This window comes from Burkholderia sp. AU31624 (genome assembly GCF_020420065.1).
In the GTDB taxonomy this organism is placed as follows: Bacteria; Pseudomonadota; Gammaproteobacteria; order Burkholderiales; family Burkholderiaceae; genus Burkholderia.
In genome coordinates this window covers 333,621-357,543 of the sequence record NZ_JAIZRT010000008.1, presented here as the reverse complement: position 1 = coordinate 357,543, position 23,923 = coordinate 333,621, and the positions used below count along the sequence as shown (strand labels likewise).

At 68.7% G+C, this 23,923-nt stretch carries 26 protein-coding genes; 12 read left to right on the top strand and 14 right to left on the bottom strand.

All coding sequences use genetic code 11. The features are described from left to right. Positions 1-14 precede the first annotated feature (14 nt). From sctC to LGM89_RS28595, 10 genes are all read right to left on the bottom strand, one after another. Positions 15-1,790 carry a type III secretion system outer membrane ring subunit SctC gene (sctC, locus tag LGM89_RS28640; RefSeq protein ID WP_226203329.1) on the bottom strand — a complete coding sequence of 592 codons (1,776 nt, stop codon included), beginning with the start codon at positions 1,788-1,790 and terminating at the stop codon, positions 15-17. Between the two features lie 39 nt (positions 1,791-1,829). Continuing rightward, positions 1,830-3,293: a helix-turn-helix transcriptional regulator gene (locus LGM89_RS28635; protein ID WP_226274695.1), complete on the bottom strand. Its 1,464-nt coding sequence runs from the start codon at positions 3,291-3,293 to the stop codon at positions 1,830-1,832. A gap of 134 nt (positions 3,294-3,427) precedes the next feature. Then, positions 3,428-4,255: a type III secretion system export apparatus subunit SctT gene (gene sctT, locus LGM89_RS28630; protein WP_226203331.1), complete on the bottom strand. Its 828-nt coding sequence runs from the start codon at positions 4,253-4,255 to the stop codon at positions 3,428-3,430. A gap of 6 nt (positions 4,256-4,261) precedes the next feature. Further along, positions 4,262-4,777, bottom strand: coding sequence for a hypothetical protein (locus LGM89_RS28625; protein WP_047849990.1), 516 nt, complete (start codon positions 4,775-4,777; stop codon positions 4,262-4,264). Further along, positions 4,777-6,123, bottom strand: coding sequence for a type III secretion system ATPase SctN (gene sctN, locus LGM89_RS28620; RefSeq protein WP_226274694.1), 1,347 nt, complete (start codon positions 6,121-6,123; stop codon positions 4,777-4,779). Before sctN ends, LGM89_RS28625 begins: the two co-directional genes overlap by 1 nt. After that, on the bottom strand, positions 6,120-6,968 hold the full coding sequence (gene sctL / locus LGM89_RS28615; RefSeq protein WP_226274693.1) for a type III secretion system stator protein SctL: 849 nt from the start codon (positions 6,966-6,968) through the stop codon (positions 6,120-6,122). The genes sctN and sctL overlap by 4 nt, the downstream gene beginning before the upstream one ends. Beyond that, the gene (locus LGM89_RS28610; protein ID WP_226274692.1) at positions 6,953-7,723 is read right to left on the bottom strand and encodes a type III secretion protein HrpB4; all 771 of its coding nucleotides are present in this window, start codon (positions 7,721-7,723) and stop codon (positions 6,953-6,955) included. The genes sctL and LGM89_RS28610 overlap by 16 nt, the downstream gene beginning before the upstream one ends. A 3-nt stretch (positions 7,724-7,726) precedes the next feature. Beyond that, entirely contained in the window at positions 7,727-8,509 is a 783-nt protein-coding gene (sctJ, locus tag LGM89_RS28605; protein ID WP_089496959.1) for a type III secretion system inner membrane ring lipoprotein SctJ, read from the bottom strand. 72 nt (positions 8,510-8,581) lie between these two features. Then, positions 8,582-8,974: a type III secretion protein HrpB2 gene (locus LGM89_RS28600; protein ID WP_226274691.1), complete on the bottom strand. Its 393-nt coding sequence runs from the start codon at positions 8,972-8,974 to the stop codon at positions 8,582-8,584. Positions 8,975-8,992: 18 nt separating this feature from the next. After that, positions 8,993-9,565 carry an HrpB1 family type III secretion system apparatus protein gene (locus tag LGM89_RS28595; protein WP_226274690.1) on the bottom strand — a complete coding sequence of 191 codons (573 nt, stop codon included), beginning with the start codon at positions 9,563-9,565 and terminating at the stop codon, positions 8,993-8,995. Positions 9,566-9,876: 311 nt separating this feature from the next. Here LGM89_RS28595 and sctU point away from each other — a divergent pair, with 311 nt between their 5' ends. From sctU to LGM89_RS28540, 11 genes are all read left to right on the top strand, one after another. Then, positions 9,877-10,938: a type III secretion system export apparatus subunit SctU gene (sctU, locus tag LGM89_RS28590; RefSeq protein ID WP_089496961.1), complete on the top strand. Its 1,062-nt coding sequence runs from the start codon at positions 9,877-9,879 to the stop codon at positions 10,936-10,938. A gap of 8 nt (positions 10,939-10,946) precedes the next feature. Beyond that, positions 10,947-13,040: a type III secretion system export apparatus subunit SctV gene (gene sctV / locus LGM89_RS28585; RefSeq protein ID WP_226274689.1), complete on the top strand. Its 2,094-nt coding sequence runs from the start codon at positions 10,947-10,949 to the stop codon at positions 13,038-13,040. A 9-nt stretch (positions 13,041-13,049) separates the two neighbouring features. Further along, positions 13,050-13,700, top strand: a complete 651-nt coding sequence (sctP, locus tag LGM89_RS28580) for a type III secretion system protein SctP (RefSeq protein ID WP_089496963.1) — start codon at positions 13,050-13,052, stop codon at positions 13,698-13,700. Between the two features lie 80 nt (positions 13,701-13,780). Further along, on the top strand, positions 13,781-14,947 hold the full coding sequence (gene sctQ / locus LGM89_RS28575) for a type III secretion system cytoplasmic ring protein SctQ (protein WP_226274688.1): 1,167 nt from the start codon (positions 13,781-13,783) through the stop codon (positions 14,945-14,947). Next, positions 14,931-15,581: a type III secretion system export apparatus subunit SctR gene (gene sctR / locus LGM89_RS28570; RefSeq protein ID WP_089458202.1), complete on the top strand. Its 651-nt coding sequence runs from the start codon at positions 14,931-14,933 to the stop codon at positions 15,579-15,581. Before sctQ ends, sctR begins: the two co-directional genes overlap by 17 nt. Positions 15,582-15,592: 11 nt before the next feature. Next, on the top strand, positions 15,593-15,856 hold the full coding sequence (gene sctS / locus LGM89_RS28565; protein WP_046547810.1) for a type III secretion system export apparatus subunit SctS: 264 nt from the start codon (positions 15,593-15,595) through the stop codon (positions 15,854-15,856). Between the two features lie 12 nt (positions 15,857-15,868). After that, the gene (locus LGM89_RS28560; RefSeq protein WP_226274687.1) at positions 15,869-16,690 is read left to right on the top strand and encodes a hypothetical protein; all 822 of its coding nucleotides are present in this window, start codon (positions 15,869-15,871) and stop codon (positions 16,688-16,690) included. 164 nt (positions 16,691-16,854) lie between these two features. Then, positions 16,855-17,964 (top strand): secretion protein, encoded by a 1,110-nt coding sequence (locus LGM89_RS28555; protein ID WP_226274686.1) that lies wholly within the window; start codon positions 16,855-16,857, stop codon positions 17,962-17,964. A gap of 30 nt (positions 17,965-17,994) precedes the next feature. Then, complete coding sequence (locus tag LGM89_RS28550) at positions 17,995-18,225, top strand: hypothetical protein (RefSeq protein WP_046547808.1); 231 nt, start codon at positions 17,995-17,997, stop codon at positions 18,223-18,225. 93 nt (positions 18,226-18,318) lie between these two features. Continuing rightward, positions 18,319-18,522, top strand: coding sequence for a hypothetical protein (locus LGM89_RS28545; RefSeq protein WP_046547807.1), 204 nt, complete (start codon positions 18,319-18,321; stop codon positions 18,520-18,522). Positions 18,523-18,645: 123 nt separating this feature from the next. Beyond that, on the top strand, positions 18,646-19,101 hold the full coding sequence (locus LGM89_RS28540; RefSeq protein ID WP_046547806.1) for a CesT family type III secretion system chaperone: 456 nt from the start codon (positions 18,646-18,648) through the stop codon (positions 19,099-19,101). A 49-nt stretch (positions 19,102-19,150) separates the two neighbouring features. On the opposite strand, the gene LGM89_RS28535 is transcribed toward LGM89_RS28540, so the two are convergent. Continuing rightward, positions 19,151-20,005, bottom strand: a complete 855-nt coding sequence (locus tag LGM89_RS28535) for a methionyl-tRNA formyltransferase (protein ID WP_089458199.1) — start codon at positions 20,003-20,005, stop codon at positions 19,151-19,153. 223 nt (positions 20,006-20,228) lie between these two features. Here LGM89_RS28535 and LGM89_RS28530 point away from each other — a divergent pair, with 223 nt between their 5' ends. Further along, a complete protein-coding gene (locus LGM89_RS28530) occupies positions 20,229-20,858 on the top strand; it encodes a GNAT family N-acetyltransferase (protein WP_226203349.1) in 630 nt (209 codons plus the stop codon). 37 nt (positions 20,859-20,895) lie between these two features. Here the strand turns inward: LGM89_RS28530 and LGM89_RS28525 are convergent, their stop codons facing one another. The 3 genes from LGM89_RS28525 to LGM89_RS28515 all read right to left on the bottom strand — a co-directional run bounded on the left by LGM89_RS28525 (position 20,896) and on the right by LGM89_RS28515 (position 23,543). Continuing rightward, positions 20,896-21,327: an outer membrane protein assembly factor BamE gene (locus LGM89_RS28525; RefSeq protein WP_179254895.1), complete on the bottom strand. Its 432-nt coding sequence runs from the start codon at positions 21,325-21,327 to the stop codon at positions 20,896-20,898. A gap of 58 nt (positions 21,328-21,385) precedes the next feature. Then, positions 21,386-22,639, bottom strand: coding sequence for a hypothetical protein (locus tag LGM89_RS28520; protein ID WP_226274685.1), 1,254 nt, complete (start codon positions 22,637-22,639; stop codon positions 21,386-21,388). A 106-nt stretch (positions 22,640-22,745) separates the two neighbouring features. Continuing rightward, complete coding sequence (locus tag LGM89_RS28515) at positions 22,746-23,543, bottom strand: response regulator transcription factor (protein ID WP_089496970.1); 798 nt, start codon at positions 23,541-23,543, stop codon at positions 22,746-22,748. Positions 23,544-23,923 lie beyond the last annotated feature (380 nt).

Sequence of the window (23,923 nt, the reverse complement as noted above, 5' to 3'; positions counted from 1 at the left end):
GCATAGCCGCCGGGTCAGAAGTGAATGATCCGCGGCGTCAGCAGGAACACGCGTTCCATGTGCTTGTGCGACCGGTCGGTATTCCGGAACAGCGCGCCGAGCAGCGGGATCTTCGACACCCACGGCACCTGTGCGACGCCGTTCGAATCGTTGTCGGTGCTGTAGCCGGCGATCAGCAGGCTCTCCCCCTCGCCGACGAACGCCTGCGTGTTGATCTCGCTGCTGGTGATGACCGGCAGCGTATCGACCTTGTCGCCGGTGAGCTGGCCGTCCTCGATGTGCACGTCGAGCTTGATCCGCGTCGTGCCGTCGTTCTTGTCCTGCACGACCATCGGCAGCACGCGCAGCGACACGCCGGTCGACACCGAATAGAGATCGCCGGACGTATAACCCTGCACGCGCACGAAGAAGCGCGTCTTGTTGTCCATCACCGCCTCGACGTTGTCGAGCGTCGCGACCTTCGGGCTCGAGTCGATCCGCGCTTGCGACGTCGATTCGAGCGCGGTGATCCGCGCGAGCAGATAGCGCCCGGCATTGCCGAGAACCGCCGTGATCGCGCCGCCGACCGGCGTGGCCGCGACGGACGTGGTGCCGTCGGCCAGCGTCGTCACGCCGAAGTTCGGGTTGATGTTGCCGTTGTAGCCGTTCTGCTGCAGCGTGCCCGAGCCGGTCTGCAGGTCGACGTGGCTGTTGTGCGCGCGCCAGTCCACGCCGATCTGCCGCAGCAGGTCGTCGTTGATCTCGATGATGTGCGCCTCGATCTCGATCAGGTTGGGGCGCGCATCGAGCTTCTCGATCAGCGGCGCATAGAGCCCGATGCGTTGCGGCGTGTCCCGGACCAGCACCGTGTTGGTGGTCGGGTCGGCTTCCACGACGGGCAGGCTTGGGTCGCCCGGCCCGGGATCCGCGGCACCGCCCTGCGTGCCGTCCGACACGGCGCCGTTCTTGCCGCTGCCCGACTGGCCGCCGCCGAACAGCCCGCTGACCAGGCTGCGCGACGCGTCGCCGCCCGCCATGCCAGGCGGCAGCGGCGGTACCGGCGAGCCGCCGGTGGTGCCGCCGCTCGCGTCGGCCATCGGCGACAGGCGCTGCATGCCGCCGATCGTCTGCGCCGACGGGTTGCCCGTCGAGCCGCCCTGCTCGGGGTGATAGAGCTTCGACACGACCGTCGCAACGCCCGGCACGACCACGTTCTTGCCGTCGAGCTGCACCTTGTGGTCGGCCGCCCACGCGCTGCTGAGCTTGAACGCGCGCACCACCGTGCCGTTCGAGCGCTGCATGTTCTCGTCGAGATGCTTCGCGACGCCGGCCACCATCTGCACGTACTGCGGGGGCCCGCTGATGATCACGGTGCGTGCGCTGCTGTCGTAGGTCAGCGGATAACGCTTGTCGTCGAGCCGCATGCCGCGCAGCGTGGCGTTGAGATCGGCGATCGACGCGTTGTCGAGCCGGACGATCTGGCGCGTGACGTCGTTCGCGTTGCTGATCGACATGACGCTGCCGTCGTAGAACCACACGAAGCCGAACGTCGCGGCGAGCGTGTCGAGGATCCGTTGCGGCGGCATGTCGAAGCGCCCGGTCACGGTTCCGGTGACGTTGTCCGCAATCGACGCCGTCACGCCCTGACTCGCGAGCAGGTCGCGCAGCACATCCTTCAGATCCTTGCCTTCTGCCGTCACGTGCGCGACGCCGCTGCGCCAGCGCACCGCGTCCGCATGCGCTGCCGCCGTCGCGCCCATGCCGATCACCCACACGGCCCACGCCGCGCAAAATATCGCCTTCGATCTCATCGCTGTCGCACACCCGTTACGGAGGGAAAATTCGGTTCGTTATCGTTCGAGCGTGTGCGACGGCGCTTCGTCGAACTGCTTTCGATAGCCGTTGATCAGCGTCGAGCGGTTCTGCACGCCCCAGCGGCTCGCGGTGGCGAGCACGCCGCCGTCGGACGCCGAGCCGTCCACGAGCTCGGAGCGGATGCGCTCCATCCGCTGGCGGCGGATCAGCTCGGTCGGCGACATGTTCAGGAATTTCCTGAATGCGCTTTGCAGCGCCCGCTCGGTCACGCCGACTTCCGCGGCGATGTCGCGCACGGACAGGTCGGCGTGCTCGAGGTTCTCGAGCAAGAAGGTGTAGGCGCGCCGGTAACGGGCCGGCAAGCGCGCGCCGATGTCGTCGAGCTGGGACGTCTCGCGGATCTTGCGCTCGAGGAACGGCACGCGTGCCGACAGCGCTTCACGCAGGCACTCCATCGAGGTCAGCGCATAGCGGCTGTAGAACTGCTGCGCGTCCTTCAGCCGCCCCTGCGCCTGGCGCGTCTTGGCCACGCAGTACAGGTATTCGATCTGCCGGTGTCCGCCGACGCCCGACTGCGCGGCGCCGTACAGCGGCTCGAGGATCATGTCGGCGACCTGGGCGGCATCGCATGCCAGCATCGCGAGCGCAATCTCGAGCCGCAGCGTGCGCTGGTAGTCGCGCAGGTTGTGGTCACGTGCCCAGTTCACGTGCCTGAGCAGTCCGTCGACCGCATTCCGGTCGGCGCCGGTCGCGTCACGCAACTGGCACAGGTAATCGACGCGTGAGCGCAGCACGGGAATATGCACGCTCGCGAGATCGATCCTGCTTTGCGCGCTGTCGAGGTACGCGTGCAGCGACGCCCGCGCGGAGCGGCCGTGCATCAAGCCGGACTGCCAGTAGACGTGATCCTGCAGCGAGGCCGACGAACGCAGCGTGCACTGCATCGCGATGTCGAGCTTCAGCGCCGCGAGCAGCTCATGCCAGGCCGGCATGGTCGGTTCCGGTGCCTCGCGAGCCAGTTCGCGCAGTTCATCCAGTTCGCCGATCGCTTCGCTCACGCGGCCCAGTTCGTAGAGCACGCAGACGATGCCGACGCGGACTTCGAGCACACGGTCGATCGGAATGTCGTCCTCGTCCGCTGCGCGGCCGAAGCAGGCCAGCGCCGTATTGAGCCGGTAGCGGAAGAGCGCCTGCCATGCGGTGTTGCGGCAGGATTCCGCCCGCATTGCCTGGCGCGATGCGTGGCTCAGGCGCTGCGCGGCCCGATAGGTTTCTTCCGCTTCCACGTCGCCGCCGGTGAGCAGCTGCATGTCGGCGTGCAGTTGCAGCGCGTACGGCGGATTGCGCGACGCATCGGCCTCGTCCGCCCAGCGGCTCGCCAGCTGGCGAGCGACGCCGATGTCGCCGTTGAACAGCATGGCGCCGAAACGTTCGCGCCCTGCGGCGAAATCCGGGGTTCCCAGATAGGCAGCAAGCGGGAAATAAAGTGTCGAAAACATAACTGACTCCAGTGCGTGCCGGCTTGTCAGGCCGCCTTGGAGAACAGCGTAATGGAATGAAGTATGAAGAAACTCAATTAATCTAATCTTTGGCCATTTTTTGAGAAAGATTGAGTTTGAAATGAATTAGTAAACTAATGATTATCTGCTTTCCCACGATTTGAGAAAATTCCATTCCATTGCGCCTCGAGGGAATTCAGGGCCAGTTGTCCGTGCACCTGGTCGACGAACAAGCCGATGAAGATCGCGAGCATCGCGATCGCAACCGCGGCCTTCACCGGCTGGCTCAGGCTGGAAATATCCAGCTTCGACGCCGATTTCGACACGAAGCCGAACGCGACGTCGACCAGCACCAGGATGAACAGCAGCGGCGCGGCGAGCTTGGCGATCGACTGCATCAGCGTGTCCGTCTGCCGCAGCACGAACGACGCCACGATGTCGCCCGCGATCGGCGCGCCGGTCGATACCGGCCACCAGCCATACGATTCGTACAGCGTGCCGAGCAGGAACGTCATCCCGCCGAGCGCCCAGAACGCCATGATCGCCACCTGCTGCAGCAACGTACCGACGGGCGTGCTCTGTTCCTGGCTGGCGGGATTGGTGATCTGGATGTTGTTGTGTCCGGTCAGGTCGTCGATATAGACGCCCACGCTTTCCGCGACCCAGAACACGGTCGACGCCGCATAGCCGAGCACCAGCCCGATCGCCGCCTCGCGCAGCATCACTTCGGCGAGGAACAGGCCGTGCAGTGCTTCGATGAACGCAATCGGCTGGCCCATGGCGACATACGCGCTGAACACGATCGCGATCGCGTTGCGCACGGTGCCCTGGATCACGCCGTCCGCGGTCGGCGGGAACACGAACATCAGCACGAACAGCCTCAGCGAACAGACGCCGGTCACCGTCAGGTAGCCGATGAAGAGGCCATGCAGGCCGACGAGCGGTTCGAGTGTCTGGGTCATCCGGTGTCATCCCTGGGCGGCACGCGCCCGGATGAACCGGGACGTGGCGATCTCCTCGTTCTCTTCGTCCTGCGCGTCCTCGCGAGCGAGATCGATCGCCTGCCGGATCGTCGCGATCCGTTCGCTGCACTGGTCGATCCGCTGCGTGTTGCGCGCGATGTCGCGCTGAATCCGCGCGATCTCGCTGTCCACGCCCTGGATCAGGCCGTCGAGCTGGGTCAGTTCCGCGACCATCGCGCGCCGGCGGTCGGTCACGACGCCGATGTACCGCACGCACTGGTTGAACGCGTCGATCGAAAAGCCGTCGCTGCCGCCCGTCATCTGCGCGACGCGGGCCTGGTAGCCGTCGATCACCCGCGTCTCGCCGTCGATCTGCGCGACCTTCGCCGCGCGGCGCGCGAGCAATCCCGCGCGTTCGTCGTGTCGCGCGGCGAGCGCGCCGCGCCAGGCATCGATCTCGCGCGTGCGCCGCGCATTCGCGTGTGCGAGCGCGGCGATGCGGTGTCGGTTCGCGTCCGCCATCAGGCAGCCGTCAGTGCATGCAGTCGCGCCTCGGTGTCGGCCAGCGCGACGATTTCGTCGGTAGGCTGCGACAGGAACGCCTTGATCGCGTCGTGCCGTGCGATCGCCTCGTCGGCGAGCGCATTCGCGCCCGGCTTGTATTCGCCGATCTGCAGCAGCATCTCGATCTCGCGGTACTTCGCCATCAATGCGCGCACCCGCGCGGCCGCGTCGACGTACGGCGCGGGCATCACCTGCGACATCACGCGCGACAGGCTGCCGAGTACGTCGATGGCCGGATACTGGTTGCGCGCGGCGATCTCGCGCGACAGGATCATGTGCCCGTCGAGAATCCCGCGGACTTCCTCCGCGATCGGATCGCTGCCGCTCTCGTCTTCGGCGAGGACCGTATAGAGCGCGGTGATCGAGCCGGTCGCGCCCATCCCGGCCCGCTCCAGCAGGCGCGGTAGTTCCGCGAAGATGGACGGCGGGAAGCCGCGCCGGGCCGGCGGCTCGCCGGCGGCCAGCCCGATTTCCCGCCCGGCGCGCGCGAAGCGCGTGAGCGAATCCATCATCAGCAGCACGCGCAGCCCGCGATCGCGGAAGTATTCGGCGATCGCCGTCGCCACGTAGGCCGCCTTCGCGCGCTCCATCGACGAACGGTCGGACGTCGCGCAGACGACGACCGATCTCGCCATGCCGGTCGGCCCGAGAATCAGCTCGACGAATTCGCGCACCTCGCGGCCGCGTTCGCCGATCAGCGCGATCACGTTGATGTCGCAGTCGGTGCCGCGCGCGAACATGCCGAGCAGCGTGCTCTTGCCGACGCCTGCCGGTGCGAAGATGCCCATCCGCTGCCCTTCCGCGAGCGTCATCATCCCGTCCACGACGCGCACGCCGGTTGCCATCGGCGTATCGATCATGCGCCGGCTCATCGGCTCGGGCGGCGACGCGAACACCGGCTGCAGCGTGTCGGACTCGATCTCGGGGCCGCCGTCGACGGGATTGCCGAGGCTGTCGATCACGCGCCCGAGCAGCATGTCGCCGACCTTGACGGCGAGCGAGCGGCCCAGCCCGACCACCTGGGTCGAGCGTGAGATGTCCGTCAGCCGCGAGAACGGCGACAGCAGTGCGCAGTCGCGCGTGAAACCGATCACTTCCGCGTGCTGCAGCAGCGCGCCGGCCGGCGTGCGCAGCTCGCACAGCTCGCCCAGCGATACGTCGAGGCCGCCGACCTTCACGAGCGTGCCGATCACCTCGATCACCTTGCCGGTACGCAGCACCCCCGGCCGCGCGAGGATCTCGCGCTCGATCTCGTCGGTCAGGCGCTCGAAGCCGAGCGTCCGGTCGAACCAGCCGTCCTTCATCGCGACACCTCGGCCGCCGCCGCATCGCCGTTTTCCGCTTCGTCGCCGGTGCCGGCGGCCGCCGCATCATCGGGATCGTCCGCCGCGCCGTTCACGTCGGCCGCGTCGAGGTAGATCGAGCGCTTCAGTGCGCGGGCGACGGCGCTGCGCATCGCCCGCAACTGCGTGTTGAGACTCGCGTCGACCGAGCCGAAATCGGTCTCGCAGACGCACGCGCCGGGCTCGAGCTGCCGGTCGGCCACGATCGACACCGGAATCGGCCGGCCGAGGTCGCGCCACTTCGCCGCGAGCTGGTCGAACGCGGCACGCGCCGCTTCGTAATCCTGCGGATTCACCGCGACACGCAGGTAGGTGGAATTGTCGATGATCCGGTCGACGGTCGACAGCGCGCGCTCGAACAACGCTTCGCGATCCATGCTGTGCACGATGCTCTCGACCGCCGACGCGATGATGTCCGCCAGCCGCTCGCGCATGCGGACCTGCAGGCGGCTCTGCGCGTCGGTCGCATCGGCGAGCCGCTCCATCCATTCCGACAGCGCGCGGTTCGAACCCTCGCGGTAGCCGCGCTGTTCAGCGGTTTCGTAAGTGTCGCGCGCGGCGTCGAGCAGCAGCTCGGCCTGTTCCTCGCCTGCCGCGACGATCGCGGCGGCCTCGGCCTGCGCGTCCTCGAGCACCCGCGCCCGGTCGGCGTCGAGCTGCGCGTAAGCGTCCGCGATCGACAGCAGATGGCCGAACGTCTCGCGCCGGACCACGTCGCCATGCACGCCGAACCGCACCGCGGGGCCGCCCTCGCCCGTGTCGCCGGTGCCGGCCGTCAGCCGGCTGGTGTTCAACCAAATAACCATGCCCACTCCCGAAGCAATTCAGGCAGACGACGAAACAGCCGGGCCGTACCCGCTTCGTCGTGCTGCGTCGGCAACGCGTTGAGCCAGGCGGGCACGTCGATCATGCGCGGCAACGCAAGCCGCGACAGCGGAAACGGCAGCCCGGCCGCGCCCTTCAGGTCGCGCAGCATCAGCAGCATCCCTTCGATCGCGAGCGCCTGCGCATCCAGCGACGCGAGCGGCGGCATCGCGACGGCGGCAAGACGTGCCGCGTCGTTCGCGCTGTCGGTGTTCGGGCCGCGCATCAGCACGTCCACGTCGAGCCCCGTCCAGTCGGCGAGCCGCCGTTGCGCATGCCGGTCGATCAGCCGCCGCACCTCGCCGCGGCGCAGCAGCAGCGCACGCATCCGCCAGATCCGCAGCGTCAGCGGCGCGGGTGCGACATCCAGCAGGCACGCGTTAGGCTGCGGCGCGACGGCCGCACCGATGCTCGCGAAACCGCCCTGAGACAATTCGACGAAACCCGGCGGCGTCACGCCGAGCGCGCGAACCAGCGCGCGCGAGCACCGTACGGCGGCGCTCGTCGGTGCCCCCGCGAGCAGTGCCCGCCAGTCGCGCAGGTGCGCTTCGGGCACGCCGAGCGATGCGGCGATCCACGACGGGTGCACCCAGTCGGCGACGCAATCGACGTTGTCGCGATGACGGTCGAGTGCCGTCGCGACGCGCACGGCCGGCACGCCGGCCTCGAGCCCGGCTGGCGCTGCGAAACCCACCATCGCCTACGGCTCCTTGCGGGCCGGCCGGAAGCGCCCGGCAAAGGCGTCGAGCCAGCCCTGCAGCGGCGGTGCGCCGCGTGTCAAGCCGAACCGGTACGCGGCGAAGCCCGCGCCCGCCAGCAGGGCCGCGACGGCGGCGCCGAGCGCGATCATCCACCACGGGCTCGACACGGGGGGCGGCGCTTTCGACAGCTCGACCGGATCGGCCGCGACCGTCGTGACGCTCACGTGGTCGTAGGTCAGCCCTTCGACGCTGTGCATCACGAGCGTCTTGATCTGCGGGATCAGCGTGTTGATGTCGGCGTCCGGCCGGTATTTGATGAACACGGCGGCGGACGACGGCTTGATGTCCTGCGCGAGCGGGTCGTTGTTCGGCAGCACGATCTGCACGCGCGCGACGAGCACGCCGTCGATCTTCGACAGCGTCGACGACAGCTCCTGCGAGATGCCGTACACGAAGCGCACGCGCTCCTCGGTCGGCGTCGATACGAGGCCGTCCTTCTTGAACAGTTCGCCGAGGTCGTTGAACTTGCTGTGCGGCAGCCCGCGCGAGCGCAGGACCTCCATCGCGCGCACGACCTGCGCGTCGTCGACGTCCAGCGTCCAGTTCTTGCCGCCGTCCGGGCTGTCCTTGCTCGCGGACACGCCCTGCTCCAGCAGCGCGACGAGCATCTCGTTCGCGTCCTGCTCGGTGAGACTGCCGTACAGCTCCTTCTTGCATCCGCCGAGCAGCGCGATGCACAGCGCGACGACCGCAATGCGCGCCGCGCGACGATTAGACTTCATGAGATTTGCCACCCGCCCTTCGGGCACTGCCGTTCGCGACGTTCCGCTCCGCACGCCGGCGGACCGCGGGGCTCATTGGTTCTTCATCAGCGTCTGCACCGACGACTTCGACGATTCCGCGAGGCTCATCTTGACCTGCATGTTCATCTGCATGCTGGTCATCTCGTACATCATCTGGATCGTGCGCTGGGTCATCTCCGTCATCGACATGCCCGGCAGGTCGGCCGTCAGCTTGCCGACATCCTCGATCGTGTGCCGGAACTGCACGTCCTGCGCCTCGATCGCTTTCGATACCGACGACGACAGATGGCTGCCCGCGTGCTCGGGCGGCGCCATCGGCGCGCGGGCCATCAGCGCCGTGAACTTGTCGCCCAGCTCGGTCGTCGCGGGGGGCGCGGCCGCGGGCGTCGCCGCCGTTGCGTCGAGGGCGGCCGGTGCGAGCTGGCTGACGGGATCGATGGACATCTCGGTGCCTCCTCTGAATCACGCGCGCAGGAAGGCGCCGCCGTGGAACATCTCGGCCGCCGGCGCGGGGGCGTGCTGCACGGTGTCCTGCGGTGCGTCGGTGCGTGCGTCGGCTTCCTCGAGCGACGCCGGTGCGACGAACGGCTGGCCCGGACGATGCTCGCGGATCGCGCGATCGACCTCGTCCTTCACTTCGAGCGCCCGCACCAGTGCGCGCGTGTCCTTGTTGTGCGGATCGTCCGCGAGCGCCTCGGTCGCGATCTGCCGCCACGACGGGTCGCCCATCGACGACAGCGAGAACGCCAGCAGCGCCTTCGCATAGCCGAACTGCGGACGCATCTCGATGACCCGCAGCAGGACCTGGTTCGCTTCCTGCCACTGTCCCTTCGCCATGCGAAGGAGGCCGTCCAGCGCATCGATCTCGACCACGCGCGGGCGCAGCAGCCGCAGCGCGTCGATCACCTGCTCGATGTCGAACAGGTCGACGGGCGTATTCGGGAAATTGTCCAGCAGCGCCACGGAGACGGTCTCGATCAGCCCGCCAATGAATTCCGGGCTGCAGTTCAGGTACTCCGGCGTGTCTACGGTCATGGCAATGCACTCCTGCGATGAGAGGAAAACGGTCCGGCCGGTCGTGCGGCGGGCGGCTCGCCGCCGGATGCATGCCGACGTCTGCCAACATAGCAATTCCGCCCCGGCCGGCCGGCGCGCATGCGAAGCCAGCACGCGCGAGGCGAAGCGGGCCCGGTGGGCCGCGCCGGCCGGCCGCTCGCTTCGGCATGCGCCGCGCCGCTTCGCATCGCGCCCGCCGGCCGCGTACGGCGGGCGCTAAGGTCATCGCAGCGGCGCGAATGCGCGCCCCTTTTGATCCGATCCGGCCGAGATGTGCCGCGGGCCCATTCATGAGCGACGAAAAGACCGAACAGCCCACCGACAAGAAACTCGAGGATGCGCGCAAGGACGGCGAAGTCGCGCGCAGCACCGACTTCGCCGACGCGTTGTCGATGGCCGGCGCGCTGATCGCGCTGGTCGCGACGGTGCCGCTCTTTCGCGACGGGCTGCACGAGCTCGTGTCGATCCCGCTGTCGTTCGTCGCGCAGGACCGCACGCTGGAGCGCATGCACGCCGACCTGTTCCGGCTCGGCGCCACCGCGCTGAAGCTGATCGTGCCATGCGTGTTCGCCGCCGCGCTGGCGTCCACGGCCGGCTCCGTCGCGCAAGCGGGCTTCCGCATCGCGACCAAGCCGGTCACGCCGAACCTGCAGACGGTGAATCCGGCGAGCGGCATCAAGCGGATCTTTTCCGCGAAGAGCCTGATCGACTGCGCGAAGATGGTCGTCAAGGCGATCATCCTCGGCTGGGTGATGTGGCAGTCGATCAAGTGGCTGTTCCCGCTCGTGGTCGGCTCGATCTACCAGCCGCTCGGCGGACTGTCGCTGATGTTCTGGGACATGCTGGCGAAGCTCGGCGCGATCTCCGTCGGCATCTTCCTGCTGGTCGGCGCCGTCGACATCAAGCTGCAGCGCTTCCTGTTCATCAAGAAGATGAAGATGAGCAAGGACGAGGTGAAGCGCGAGCACAAGGAGCAGGAAGGCAGTCCCGAACTCAAGGGCGAGCGCCGCCGCCTCGCGCGCGAGCTGGCGAGCACGCCGCCGAAGCCGCGCGTCGGCCTGGCCAACGTGCTGGTCGTCAATCCGACCCACTTCGCGGTCGCGGTGCGCTATGCGCCCGACGAACACCCGCTGCCCGTCGTGATCGCGAAGGGCATGGATGCGGACGCGGCATCGCTGCGGCGCGCGGCCCGCGACGCGGGCGTGCCGATCATCGGCAACCCGCCCGTCGCGCGCGCGCTGTACAAGGTCACGCTGAACCAGCCGATACCGGAAGAGCTGTTCGAGACGGTCGCCGCGATCCTGCGCTGGGTCGACGCGATCGGCTCGCCCTCCACCCCACCCCTTCACTGAGCGTTCCGATGTTCAAGGCCCTCAAGTTCCCGGCAGGCGGCGAAATCGGCATCGCGCTGCTGGTGACCGCGATCATCTCGCTGATGATCCTGCCGCTGCCGCCCGAGCTGATCGACATCCTGCTCGCGATCAACATCACGATCAGCGTCACGCTGCTGATGGTCACGATGTACGTGCCGGACATCGTGTCGCTGTCCGCGTTTCCATCGCTGCTGCTGTTCACGACGCTCTACCGGCTGTCGCTGAACATTGCGTCCACCAAGTCGATCCTGCTGCACGCCGAGGCCGGCCACATCATCGACAGCTTCGGCAAGCTGGTGGTGGGCGGCAACCTCGTCGTCGGGCTGGTCGTGTTCATCATCATCACGACCGTGCAGTTCATCGTGATCGCGAAAGGCTCGGAGCGCGTGGCCGAGGTCGGCGCGCGCTTCACGCTCGACGCGATGCCGGGCAAGCAGATGAGCATCGACGCCGACCTGCGCGCGAACCTGCTGAGCCCCGAGGAGGCGCGCCACCGCCGCGCGACGCTGGCCATCGAGAGCCAGTTGCACGGCGGGATGGACGGCGCGATGAAGTTCGTGAAAGGCGATGCGATCGCCGGCCTGCTGATCACGACCATCAACATCGTCGCGGGCATCGCGGTCGGGGTCGCCTATCACGGCATGAGCGCGGGCGAAGCGGCGAACCGCTTCTCGGTGCTGTCGGTCGGCGATGCGATGGTGTCGCAGATTCCGTCGCTGCTGCTGTCGGTCGCGGCCGGCGTGATGATCACGCGGGTCGCGGACGAGCGCAGCCACAAGCCGCGCTCGCTCGGCGAGGAAATCGGCCGCCAGCTCGGCTCGAGTTCGCGCGCGCTGTATTTCGCCGCGCTGCTGCTGCTCGGCTTCGCGCTGGTGCCGGGCTTTCCGGTCGTGCTGTTCCTGCTGCTGTCCGCGATCCTCGCGTTCATCGCGTACAAGCTGAACGACCGGCAGCCGCAGCAAGGGCCGGCCCAGGACGGATTGCAGGCGATGCAGCGTTCGGGCGCGAAGGCCGATACGCCCGCGATCATGACGCGGGCGCCGCAGTTCGCCTGCCCGATCGGCGTGCGCGTCGCCCCCGACCTGATGCAGCGGCTGGCGCTGCCGGTGCTCGACAAGTCGTTCGGCGCGGAGCGTGCTCGGCTGCAGGAAGAACTGGGGCTGCCGTTTCCCGGCATCACGATGTGGACCCATGCGGGCCTGCCCGCGATGCACGCCGAGATCCTGATTCACGACGTGCCGCATCTGCTGGTCGAGCTGCCGGCCGGCATGGTCATGCTGCCGGAGCCGGAGCGCGTCGCGACGGGCACCCCGCTGTCAGCCGAGGACGTGCAGCAGCGCGACGCGCTGGTGGCGAAGGGCGAATCGCGGCCGCCGATCGATCCCGGCGGGCGGCCGACCCACTGGGTCGACGCACGCGAGGCCCAGGCGCGGATCCCGGCGTGGGGCCCCGAGCAGGTCGTCGCGCACGCGTCGGTCGCGCTGATGCGCCACCATGCGACGCAGTTCCTCGGCATCCAGGAGGTGCAGTGGATCCTGGAGCAGCTCGGCGAGGATCACCCGGGGCTCGTCGCGGAAGTCCAGAAGGTACTGCCGCCGCAGCGGATCGCCGACGTGCTGCGGCGCCTGCTCGAGGAACAGATCTCGATCCGCAACGTGCGGACCATCATGGAAAGCCTGATCGCGTGGGGGCCGAAGGAAAAGGACATGCTGATGCTGACCGAGTACGTGCGGGGCGACCTGTCGCGCTTCATCGCGCATCGCGCGACGCGCGGCCAGCGCACGCTGTCGGCCGTGCTGCTCGACCTGCCGATCGAGCAGCACATCCGGCAGGCGATCAAGCAGACGCCGACCGGCAATTTCCTTGCGCTCGCACCGGACGAGATCGGCCTGCTGATCGACAAGATCCAGGCGGTCGTCGGGCCGCAGCCGACCGACGGCGTCGCGCTGGTCACGTCGATGGACATCCGCCGCTACGTGCGCCGGATGATCGAGGCGAAGCTCGACTGGCTGGCGGTGTACTCGTACCAGGAACTGGGCGAGCACGTCGATCTGCGCCCGATCGGCCGCATCACCGTCTGACGCCGCGCCGTGCCCCGCATCGACAGCCGCGACGCGCGAGCGCTGCCGCCCCCGGACGACGCGCCCCCGCGGACCGCGCGCGGCGCGCGCCGGTTCGACTACGCGGCGCTGCTGGCCACGCGCCGCACCGTGGCGCGCCCGGTATCCGATGCGCCGCCCGCGTCGCGCCAGCAGAACGATCCGTCCGATGAAGCCGATCCGTCGTCCGGCCGTGCGGAGCCGTTCCCGCTGATCTCGAACGAGCGCGACGCGCCCGCTTCCGACCCGGCGCCGACGCCCGCCGAACTGGCCGAATGTCGCGCCATCGCCGCGCGCATCGCCAGCGCCGCCGCACCGATCGCGACAGTCACGCTGCAGGAGCAGCGCGACCACCTCGGGCTGCTCGGCGTGCTGTCGCGCGAGATCGCGGCGTTCTGCGGCGATCCCGCGGTCGCGGCCGGCGGGCAGTGGGAAGCGCACGTCGTGCTGAGCGACCGGATCCTCGCGGCCACCGAACTGCACGTGTCGCTTTCGCATTTCGACCTGCAGCTTCGGTTCGAAACACAGGATCGCGAAGCACGACAGTTACTCTTGGCCCACAGCGTCGCGCTCGAACAGGAACTCGACACGATGCTGCGGGCATGGGGGCAGCCGCGGACCGTCCGTCTCACGGTGTGGTAGCCGGCCCCGCGTGAATTGCCTCGAGCACGACGCCCGGCGGGCGGCCTGCGCGGGCCAACGGCGGCATTTTCCGGCCACGGATGAAACTGATTCGGCATTCGATCACCCCTGGCGACGCGCCGTGCGCGCCGCTCGTCCTGCCACCGTTCGATCCGGCGCGCGCGCATGCGTCGCGCCGGCTGTTCGATGCGCGCCTGCCGGTGTTCCTGCACGACACGCTCTGCGTGCGCGATTTTCGTTGCGGCTTCGCGGTCGACACGCCGGACCATGCGGACCCGGCCGTCGCGGAGCTGCGGATCGACACGCCGGCCGGGTCCGTGAGCGCGCATCTGCTGCTCGATCTCGCACGCTACCCCGCCCTGTCGGTCTGCGCGTGGTCCGAGGCCCAGGCTGCCGACCGGCGCACGAGCCCCGAACTGACACTGCGCAACGCCGTCGCGAACGTGCTGTGCGCGCCGCTGCTGGGTTGTCTCGATACGCTCGGCCTGACCGGCGCGCAGGTCGTCGCGGTCCGGCGCGGCGCGTGGCCGGCGCCGCGCCCGCACAGCGTGACCGTCGCGCTGTCGCTGACGCTGCGCGACCGGCGGCACGACGCGCTCGTGCAGTTGCCGGGCCGTTGCATCGAGTGGCTGGATGCGTGCCTGGCGCGCACCGCGCGCGCCGGCTGGCTTGATGCGTCGCTGCGCGTGCCGGGCAGCCTCGTGCTCGGCGTGAAGGCGCTGTCGATCGACACGCTGCAGAGCTTGCGCGGCGGCGACATCCTGTTGCGCGTGTTCGATCCGTCGCTCGACGCCGCGTGGCTGCACGGCGCCGGCGCCCGTGCGGACCCCGCGCCGCACCCCGTCGCCTTCGCGACCTGGGGCAGCGCGGGCCTCGCGCATGGCCGGGCCGCGGTGGCCGTGCAAACCCGAACGATCACTTTGTTGAAGGAACCCGTGATGACGGAAACCACCGTCCTGAACACGCCGGACGCCGGGCTCGATGCGCCGGATGCCGAGCAAGCCGTCGAAGTGGGCGAACTCGAGCTGCCGGTGCAGTTCGTCGCCGATACCGTTGCGCTGACGATCGACGAGGTGTCGTCGCTCGCGCCCGGCTACGTGATCGAGCTGCCGACCGCGATCGCCGACCTGACGCTCAAGCTCGTCGCGCACGGCCAGGTGATCGGCTACGGCGAACTGGTCGGCATCGGCGAACACGTCGGCATCCGCATTCTCCGCATGGCGCACGAGCATGGTTCAGTACGGTGACCTGTCCGGCCTGCTGCTGATCGTCGTTGCGATCGGCCTGTTGCCGTTCGTCGCGATGGTCGTGACGTCGTACGCGAAGGTGGTCGTCGTTCTGGGCCTGCTGCGCAACGCGCTCGGCGTGCAGCAGGTGCCGCCGAACATGGTGCTCAACGGCATCGCGATCCTCGTGTCGGTGTACGTGATGGCGCCCATCGGCATGATGGCGGCGAAGACGCTGAGCAGCCAGACGATCTCGCCGCAATCGTCGCAGGCCGTGATCCAGGCGGCCGACGCGGCACGCGAGCCGTTCCGGCAGTTCCTCATCAAGCACACGCAGGAGCGCGAGAAGCGCTTTTTCATGCGATCGGCGTCGATCGTGTGGCCGAAGGAGGAGGCGCAGTCGCTGAAGGAAACCGACCTGATCGTGCTCGCGCCGGCCTTCACGCTGACCGAGCTCACCGACGCGTTCAAGATCGGCTTCCTGCTGTACGTGACCTTCATCGTGATCGACCTGATCATCGCGAACGTGCTGTTGTCGATGGGGCTCAACCAGGTGTCGCCGACCAACGTCGCGATCCCGTTCAAGCTGCTGCTGTTCGTCGTGATGGACGGATGGTCGGCGCTGATCCACGGGCTCGTGCTGACCTACAAATGACCGGAGCCGCCATGGACGTCGATTCTCTGGTTCACGCCGCCACCCAGGGCATGCTGCTGTGCCTGACGGTGTCGTTGCCGTTCGTGATCGCGGCCGCCGCGGTCGGGCTCGCCGTGTCGTTCGTCCAGGCGATCACGTCCCTGCAGGACCAGGCGCTGCCGTTCGCGGTCAAGCTGATCGCCGTGACGATCGTGCTGGTGATCGCCGCCCCGCTGTCCTGCGCCGCGATCCTGCATTTCGCGAACGAGATGATGCGAACGGCGTTTCCCAACTGACGCGAGGCCGCGATGACACGTATCGGACCCCACTCCGCCGCACTCGCCCAGCAGGCGGCGGCCGCGCACCGGAAGTCGGCGAAACCGTCGCGCACGAAGCCGGCCGGGCAATTCGCGACGCTGTATCGCGGCACGCGCTTCGCGCACGGCGGCATGCAGGCACAGCAGAATGCCGCGCAGATGCAGCGCGCGAAGAAAATGGCCGCGCGGCTCGCCCGGCGCCGCCGCACCGCACGCGGCAAACGTGGCGCCGGTTCGCTCGACGGAGCGGACGGCGCCGACACCGCCGGCGAACCGCCGGAACTCGAGGTATCCGGCGACGAGCACGAACGCCGGGGCGGAAACGGCGGCGGGCGCGACAGCCAGGGCGACGAGCAGGACGATGCGAACGAAACGGAACGCGTCGCCACGGCCACGTTCAAGACCGGCCGCAGGCCCACGGCCGGGCCGGCCGCGTCGACGCGCGCCGCGGAATCGCCACCTGCCCCTGCGCCCGGCCTCGATCCGCGCGCGCTGCGCGACGCGTGCGCCCGCGAACTGCTCGCGCTGCCACGCGCGCTCGCCGCGCAGCCGGGTGCCGGCGTCGCCGCGCACGTGCACGCGTGGTCGGCGCGCTGGCTGCGCGTGCAGCAGTCCGGCGTCGCGCTGCCCGAGGCCGATCTCGAGATGCTGCGCACGCAGCCGCCGCAGCGGGGGGCGGCACCGCTGCCGGAAGCGGCACGCGACTTCAACGTGCTGGCCGGCCTGCTGCTGCGCCAGTTCGACCGCCCGCGCACACCGCGACAGTTCGCGGACGCGCTCGACACGTTGCGCGCGCTGCGGCGCATGCCGTAGCGCGGTGGCGCCCGATGCTTCGTTCGACACGCGAAGTCTTCGCATCCGGGGCCGGCAGCGCGTTTTTAGCCTCTACATTCACAGCGAGACGGACGATGCGCGCCCGTCGTGCACGGCACCGCCGATTCGGCATACGGACCTGATATCGATTGAACGCTTCGCTCATGAAACAGCTACGGATACTGACGGGATTCCATGCGGGCGCGATGCTGCAGCTCGCGCCGGGTCAGCATCGGGTTCATGGCGGTGCCGATGCGGATATCCGTCTGACGGACTGGAGCGGCCCGGACGTGACGCTCGACGTCGATCCGTCCGGCGTCGTGCGTGCGATCACGCGTATCGACGCGCCGGAAACCACGCCCGCGGATACCGCGGCCGAACCGGAAACGGTGATCCTGGTCGATTTCGTGCCGATGCGGTTCGGCGAGACGATCCTGTGCGTGGGTCCTGACGACGTGCCGTGGCCGTCGGATCTCGACCTGCTGTCGACGCTGCTGACCCGGCCTGCCGATGCGCGGGTCGATGCCGAGCGGCGCAAGCGGCGACGCTACTACGGCGCACTCGTCGCGTGCATCGCGATCGGCATCGTCGCGGGCACCGCCGTGCTGCTGACCACCGCGCCCGACAGCGAGGCCGCGCTGCGACACGGCGCCGACTACCGGACCACCCGCATCCAGGACGCGCTCGCGGCCGCGCACATGACCGAGCTGCAGGTGCGCACGGTCGGGAACACGAGCGTCGTGACGGGCATGGTCGCCAATCTCGCCGACGATCAGCTCGTCCGCTCGACGCTCGCGAAGATCGCATTGAAGGACGTCGTGCGCAGCTACGACGTCGCGCAGAACGCGGTGCACAGCATCGAGGATTCACTCGGCATCGCGGGCGTGCGCGTCAAGTACCTCGGCAACGGCGAGTTCGCGATCACCGGCACGGTCGACAGCAAGGACGCGCTCGACAAGGCCGTCACGCGCGTGCGCGCCGACCTCGATTCGAACATCCGGCGGCTCGTCGTGCAGGCGGTCGAGCATCCCGGCCACGCCGCGCCCGTGACCGGACAGTATTCGGAGATCGTGTCGTCGGACACGGTGCAGTACACGCAGACGCCCGACGGCGTCAAGCACATCTACGTGACGGACGCACCGGCTGATCCGGTGCCGGCGTCCGGCGTGCCGGTCGCCTCCGGCCCGGCGCTGCCGTCCGTCGACAGCAGCACGATCGTGCGCAGCGCGGAGCAGGTGCATGCCGCGCCCCGCCCGGCTGCGCCGGACTCCTGACTTTCCACCGACCTCGACAGGACCACCGACATGTACGAACCGATTACGCCCTACGCCAAGCAGTTCGACAATCTTTCCGCGGTCGTCAGGGATCCGAACGCGGCGCCGACGATCGACGGGATCCAGCGCGCGCTCGCCGAGATCGCTGAGAACGTGAACAACGCCACGCCGGGCGCCGAGATCGACAACCGGAATCGCGCGACGCTTTACCGCGGCCTGCTGGCCGCCACGCGTGTGATCCAGCAGATCCGGCGGGCGTAGCGCGCCCCGCTTCCGTTCTGTTCCGCTGCGGCCCTTGCCGCTCGAGAACGGTTTATCCGCAGTAACCGTCGTCACTTCACAAGGAGAATCACCATGGCAGGCGCATTGGCAGGTGCAGGTGCAGCAGTCGCGAGCATTGAACAATCCACGGCGGCACAGACCGCGATCACGCAGGCGAGCTCGGCGGCAGCCACCGCCCAGGCATCGAACAACGCCCAGCTGAATGCGGCGACGGCGGCAGCCAACGCCACCAATTCGGCAACCGGTTCGCTCAAGGACATCGCGAAGAACCAGTAACGCGCTTCGCACGCCGCACCGCGGCGCCACCGCCGGCGCGACAGGCCAGCCCGACCCGGTCATCCGGCGGGCTCCGGCGCGCCGGCCTCTTCTCATTCCCGCTTTCGTCGCGTCGTCCCGCTCATGAACGATCCCCGCTATCTCGAACTCGTGGCCCAGTTTTGCGCGGTAGTCGGGCTTCACGACGTCGACTACGTGCAGGAAACCGGTTCGGTCGAGGTCGAAGGGTTCGAGGTGCGTCTCGAGCACGTCGAGCGCGACCAGGAGGCGATCTACGCGAACTTCCACTTCGGCACCGTCACGGCGGGCCGCACGCTGCACATTTTCCGGTTGATGCTCGAGGCCAACCTGCTGATCTACGCGCAGGACCAGGCGCAACTCGGCATCGACGCGGACACGGGCTCGATCGTCCTGATCCTGCGGCTGCCCTTCGATCCCGATTTCAGCGGTGCCGATCTCGCGGACCTGCTGGTTCACTATGCCGACCACGGCCGCTACTGGCGGCAGAACATCATCGAGTCGAGCGACGAGATGTTCGAAGGCATCGCTTCCGGCGAATTCTTCTGGCTGCGGGCGTGACCCCGTGACCGGCCGAATCGCGCCGCCCGTACGCGCCGCGCGCAGCGGATCACGGCCCGATGTCCGCGCGACGGGCCAGGCTCAGCGCGCTCCATTCGAGCAATGCGACGAAACCGTCCGGCACCGCGATCACATACCGGCGGCCGCTGACGTGCGCGATCGCGCCCGGTTCCCACGCATGCCGTTCGTGCCAGCCGACCGCACGCCGCACGTAGAGCACGCTGCCGCCGACGTGCGCGATGCATTCGTGCAGCCCGTTGGCCCGGACCTGCGTCATCACGCGATCCACCGGCTGCGTGAAATCGAGGGTGCGGTCGGTTTGCGACGGCATCGGCCAATGGCTGCCGCCCGCCTGCGGCACGCGCGCGGCCCACAGCGCGTCGAAGCGGTACGCGACCTGCTGCGCGAGCCGGCAGCCGGCCATCTGCACCTTGAGCTGCAGGCTTTCGTGGCACTCGTCGGCGGCGAGCGCGAAGCGCTCCTGGGCCAGTATTTCGCCGGCGTCGAATTCCGGTGCGATCCGGTGGCAGGTCACGCCCCATTCGCGATGGCCATCCAGGATCGCGCGCATCAGCGGGTACGGGCCGCGCGCCTGCGGCAGCAGCGAAGGATGGAAGTTGATCGCGTGCCGCACGTACGGCGTCCAGTCCGGAATCCGCCAGCCATACCCGGCCACCACCAGCACGTCGCAATCGAGATCGCGCAGCGTGCGCAGCGCGGCTTCGTCGATTCGCGACAGCTGCAGCGGCAGCCCGTGCCGCGTCGCATGCGACACGATCTCCGCATTCGAATTCACACGGTCGTCGGTCACGAAGCTGAACAGCGATACGGGTGTCCATCCGGCGCTCGCGAATGTCTCGAGTACCCCATGAAACAGATCGAATCCTGCGAGTGCGAAACGCATGCGGTATCTCCATCGAGGGAACGGCGGCGGCCGGTGCTGCCTGCCACGCTGCGCCGCGCATCCGCCAGCATGTCACGACGCACCGCGCTACCCGTGCGGTGCGACGAACCCGGCGCCACCCATGCGAAGACATTCCGTGACGCACGTGCAGGTTCGCGCATTCGCGCCGCGGCGCACGCCCTTGCGCAACACTGATCCGACCGATCGATGACGAGCGATCATCATGCGACTGCCCCCGTTGACCCACCTCGAAACCGAATGGCTGATACTTCGCCCGCTGGTGCCCGGCGATGCGCCCGCGCTCTTCGAGCAGATGCTGAGCGACCCCGAAACGATGAAGTACCTGCCGATCGGGCGTCACGGCGATCTCGCGCAAACCCACGCGTATATCGCCGAAGCCCGCCGCGGCTGGCGTAACCGGACGCTGATCCGCTATGTGTGCGAGTGCCGCGCCACCGGGCAGCTCGCGGGCGTGATCGAACTCACCCCCGACCTGCCCGGGGTTCGCCTGTCGGTGATGATCGCGAAGCGCGGCGGCACACGGCGCCGGCGCGCGTGCCTGATGGCGCTGCAGGAACTGCTCGGCTGGCTGCTCGGCCAGCGCGGCGTGCAACGGATCCATGCGCGTTGCGTGGCCGGCAGCCCGGCCGGTCACTGCATCGAGCGCCTGGGTTTCCGCTGCGAAGCGGTGCTGAAACGTCACGAGCCGCAGCCGAATCGCGATCTGGACGCAGCGGACTGCCTGCTTTACGTGTTGACCCGGCACGCTTGTCCAGCCGCGCCGGCGCCCGATGCCGGCACCTGGCTGCGCGACTTGCTGCGCGATTCGTCCGGCGGCCGCGCGCGCCTGTGACGCAGGCGGTGCGCTCCGCCGCGCCGCCTGAGCCGCACTACGGCGCGTCGGCCGGGATCGCCGCCGCGGTCGCGCCCGGCGTCGCGTATTGCGCGCACACCGGGTCTTTCCAGTGCGTCGCCTGGACCAGCCGGTGCGCGTCGAATTGCACCTGGTACTGACACGTCGCGTATTCGCCGGGGCGGCCGGTCGGCAGCTTGAAGAGGTAGTTCCACGCGCGGACGCCGTACGTGCCTTCGCTGAAATGCGGTTCATGAATCAGCAGGTACACCTGGTTCTCGGTGATGCCGGGCACGACCTGCCGCAGGTCGCGCGCACTGACCCGGGCGCCGCCGGCCACCCATGCCGCACCCGGATCGGGGAACACCGGCGTGCCGTTTGCCGCGGAGGGTGCGGGCGTGCTGCAACCCGCGAGCAGCATGCTGCCCAGCAGCGCGATCGCCGCGCCCTGCATCGTGTCGATTCTCATGTCGAAGCGGGTCATCCCCGTCGGTTGGTCGGTTGAAAAGGAACGAGGCGGTGCTCGCTCATGGGCCGCGCCGTGTGCATCCCGCGCGGCAGTGCCAGCGGCAACGCAGGCTGCGGCGATGCGGGCAGCCGGCCGCCGGCGTGCGCGGGCGTCGCTCGTCCAGCCATTCGCGTGCCTGCACCACGAACCGCACGACGTTCACCACGCCGGCGGCTTCGTTGCCCGACGCGACGGACGACGGATCGCCCGCATCCGTGCCGGCACCGGTACCGATGCCGGCTTCGTCCGATGGCACGGACGACCGCGTACGACGGGCGAGCCACCCGCGTTCGACGAGGTTGGCCTCCAGCGCGCGCACGCCCGGCAGCGCCGCGCCGTGCGCGGCCAGCGAACGTCCCGTGGCGGCCGCGAGCGTGCCTGCGCGGCGCACGGTCGCGCTCGCGTAGCGGCCGGCCGTGCCGGCTGCATCGGCGATGACGTCGTGGGCGGAGCGGGCCGTCGGTGCCGCTTCGCCGCGTCGCGCCGTAGGCATTTGCGTCGTGGCGGTGGTGGTGACGGGCAGCGTGGACGCTCGCGGTTGCGTATCGGGCAGTGCATGACCGCGTGCCGGAGTGAACGGCTCGTTTTGCGCGACGGCGCCGGCACGCGGTGGCGTTGCGAGTGGCCCTGCCGGTCCGGCAAAAACCGGCGTTCCGGCCAGCCCCCGCACCGTTTCGCCGGCCGCGCCGCCGGCGTGCGGCCCGACGTCGTCCCGACCTGCGGTGTGCAGCGCCGGCTGCGTATCGGCCGCGGATGCCCCGGCGTTACCTGCACCGGACCGAGGAGACAGGTCGCCCTCCGGTGCCGACGGAAGTGGCAGCGCGCCTTCGGGCGCGGCCAGCTCAGGTTCCTGCCGCTGGGCCGTGTCGCCGCCTTCGTCGGGCACGATGCCCGATACCGCGTTGCCACCTGCCTGCGCGCTTCCAGCGAGTGCCGGGCCCGTGCCGGGCGCCACCGGCCCTGTCGCGCCCCCGCGTATGCCGGGCACACCAAGCGCACCGGGCGCACCGGACGCCGTGCGCGGCCACGGTACGCCGTCACGTGCCGGCGCGGGCGCCGTGTCCGCGGGCCGCCCCTGGCCCTGCCCGCCACCGGCCGCGTCCTTCAGTTCCGCGCCCCCGCCGCCGATCACCGCGAGCAGGCTCAGCACGACATCGCCGTCGAGCTGCACCGTATCGCGCGCGGCATCCGGCGTCACGCCGTCGGGCCCGCGCGTGTCGTCGGTCCGGGCGGCCTCAGTTGCCGTGCGGTGTGATGGAATGTGCGAAGACATGGGAGCGAACCGGGGCGAACGGGATGGCGAGCGCTTCCATCCGGCGAAGCCACGGCAGGCAACGTGCCCCGGCTCGATCGATCGTCGCGCGTGCCCGTGTCATGCGTCAGCGCCCGGCGGCCGCGTGCCGCGCGACCGGCGCATCGATGTCGTCGGCATACGCCGGCACCGGCATCGTCGTGCGTTGCCGTACCGGCGCAACGCGGTGTTCGCTCGTCTGGATGAAGATGCGGTAGCCGACGGCATACATCGTGCGCAGGTAGACGCCGTGCTCGCCGTTCAGGCTGAGCTTCTTGCGCAGCTTGTAGATGTGCTGTTCGAGCGAGCGGCTGACGACGTCCTCCGGGCTGCCCCACACCGTCCGTGCGATCTCGCCGCGGGCGACGTACTTGTCGAACTGCGAGAACAGCATCCACGCGATCGCGAACTCGCGCGACGTGAGCCGGATCACGTCGCCGGCCACGCTGACCGCCGACGCGTGGCGATCCAGCCGGTACGGGCCGCACGTCAAGCGTTCGCGGTCCACGCTGCTGCGCGTGCACTGGAGCCGGCGGCTGGTCAGGCGCAGACGCAGCAACAGTTCCGGCAGGCTGATCGGCGCGAGCACGATCTCGTCCGTTTCGTAATCCAGCAGGTCCACGGCGTCCATGCTGTCGCCCGGCGAGCAGATCAGGATCAGCGGCGCGCGCTGGACGCCGTGGCACGCGCGATGGACGAGCACGGGATGCTGCGGATCGATGCCCCGCTCCATGCTGATCAGGATCGCATCGAACTCGCGACGCGTGAGCGCGCGGGCGAAGGTCGTTTCGTCGTCGAACCGGTCGACGGCGATGCCGTTCGCGGCGAGATGGCTGCAGATTGCATCGCGCCGCGTCATGTCTTTGGAGAAAACCGCAAGATTCATTATCAGCTCGTTCCCTGTATGAGCAGGCAGGAAAGGCGTCGTCCATGCCGGCCGGCGGGCGGCTTCATGCGAGGAGCGATGTCATGGTTCCGACTGCGGCAACTGGATGCTCCGGCGACGGCGACGGGCTGCATCGTCGAAGGCGGATGCGATGAATGCTACATACGACCCCGGGCAAGGGAGCCGGATCGGTAAACGGAGAATGTCAGGCGAAATCAGCGGAATACGCCGCAGCTATACGCAAATGGCGTCACCTGAAAAATAGCCACGGGGGAAACATTGGTATTGATTTTCAATGCCATTCCCATCATTGAATTCGCTTGAATTCGTTTAGCTTAATCGGTAAACAAATCAATGAAAAATGAGTTGATCGTGTCGCG